Source organism: Streptomyces sp. NPDC002156 (genome assembly GCF_053593675.1).
This window is the reverse complement of the sequence record NZ_JBSFDA010000357.1, coordinates 1-1,966: the sequence shown is the minus strand read 5'-3', so window position 1 is coordinate 1,966 and position 1,966 is coordinate 1. Positions and strand designations below refer to the sequence as shown.

Sequence of the window (1,966 nt, the reverse complement as noted above, 5' to 3'; positions counted from 1 at the left end):
CCGTCCGGCGTTTGAGGACGAGCGCGTTCAGCGCGATACGGGGGTTCGGGGGCGGAGCCCCCGAGGATGGGAACGGGTAAGGGCGGCGGGGGCGAGAAAAACTCAACCCCGCCCCGGAACCCCCAGCACCCGATCCTTCAGCGCCGGAAACACCTCCCGAGTCTCCCCCACCTTCGCGGGATCGAACTCGACCCGCAGAACCTCCTCGCCGGCCCCCGCCTCCCCCAACACCTCACCCCACGGATCAACCACGATCGAGTGACCGGCCTGAGGAACCCCCGCATGCTCCCCAGCCGTTCCACAAGCAAGAACAAACGCCTGGTTCTCGACCGCCCGAGCCTGAGCCAGCAACGTCCAGTGCGAACGCCTCCGCTCCGGCCACCCCGCCGAGATCACGATCGTCTCGGCCCCCGCATCGACAAGCCCACGGAACAACTCAGGAAAACGGAGGTCGTAACAGGTGGCGACACCAACCGTCGTCTCAGGCAGCCGGACGGTCACCAGCTCCGCGCCCGCCCCCATCAGCACGGCCTCACCCTTGTCGAAACCGAACCGATGGATCTTGCGATAGACGGCAGCCAGCTCACCATCGGGCGAGAACACAAGGGAGGTGTTGTAGAGCGGCCCCTCGGGGTCCCGCTCCGGGATCGAGCCGGCGTGCAGCCACACGCCCGCGTCGCTCGCGGCCTTGGCCATAGCCTCATACGTCGGCCCGTCCAACGGCTCGGCCTCGCTCGCGAACAGCTCGTACGCGAAAGCCCCCGTCGTCCACAGCTCGGGCAGTACGACGAGATCGGCACCGGCCTCGTCCCGTACCAGCGACGCCACACGCCGCCGACGCGATTCGACCGATTCGCCCCCTTCTACACCGATCTGGATGAGCGAGGCGCGCACACTACCACCGTCCTGACATTCGAGCCGTTCACACGGGCCTACGATCGTCACACGAAAGCACTGCCGGGGTGCCTCACAGCAGCGTAACTTAACGTTCCAAGACACCCACTGCCCGCGCACCGACCGCCCGAGGGGTCCCGTTCCGTGAGTCTGCATCCCACTCTCCAGCCCTACGCCGACGCCTGGACCCACTCCATCGAAGCGATATCCGAGCTGGTGACGCCGCTCGTGGAGGGCGAGTGGAACCGCCGGACCCCGTGCCCGGGCTGGTCGGTCCGTGACATCGTCTCGCATGTCATCGGCCTGGAGTGCGAGATGCTCGGCGACCCGCGCCCCATCCACACGCTCCCGCGCGACCTGTACCACGTCACCAACGAGCAGCAGCGCTACATGGAGATGCAGGTCGACGTACGGCGGCACCACACGGCGCCCGAGATGACGTCGGAGCTGGAGTACACGATCATTCGCCGCAACCGCCAGCTGCGCAACGAGTCACGGGAACCGGGGGCGAAGATCCGCGGCCTCTACGGCCGCGAGACCGCCCTCGAAGTCGCCATGCGCAACCGGGCGTTCGACGTGTGGGTGCACGAGCAGGATCTGCGGACCGCCCTCGGTGTACCCGGCAACATCGACTCCCCCGGCGCGCACATCGCGCGGGACATGCTGCTCAGCGCGCTGCCGAAGGTCGTCGCCAAGGACGCGGGGGCGCCGCGCAGTTCGGCGATCGTCTTCGACGTGCACGGTCCCATCGAGTTCCTGCGCACGATCCGCGTCGACATCAACGGCCGCGGCACCCTCGAAACGTCCCCGGCCCTCGGCCCCGCCGCCACCTTCGCCCTCGACTGGGAGACCTACTTCCGCCTCGCCTGCGGCCGGGTGACCCCGGAGTCGGTCGCCGACCGCATCAAGGCAGAGGGCGACCCGGGCCTGACGGCAGCGATCCTGCGCCACTTCGCGGTGACGCCGTGAACAGGGTTGGCCAATCCAGCCCGTTGGGGGTCCCCCCTCTGGGGGAGTTTGAGGACGAGGCCGTTCAGGCCGACAGCGGGGGCCTGGGGGCGGCAGCCCCCAG

At 68.6% G+C, this 1,966-nt stretch carries 2 protein-coding genes; one reads left to right on the top strand and one right to left on the bottom strand.

Features of this window, described 5'->3' with window-relative positions:
• Positions 1–102: 102 nt before the first annotated feature.
• On the bottom strand, positions 103–894 hold the full coding sequence (locus ACWCRB_RS49665) for a carbon-nitrogen family hydrolase (protein ID WP_451002353.1): 792 nt from the start codon (positions 892–894) through the stop codon (positions 103–105).
• A gap of 144 nt (positions 895–1,038) precedes the next feature.
• On the opposite strand from ACWCRB_RS49665, the gene ACWCRB_RS49660 reads away from it, so the two are divergent.
• On the top strand, positions 1,039–1,863 hold the full coding sequence (locus tag ACWCRB_RS49660; RefSeq protein WP_369029198.1) for a maleylpyruvate isomerase family mycothiol-dependent enzyme: 825 nt from the start codon (positions 1,039–1,041) through the stop codon (positions 1,861–1,863).
• Positions 1,864–1,966: the final 103 nt, after the last annotated feature.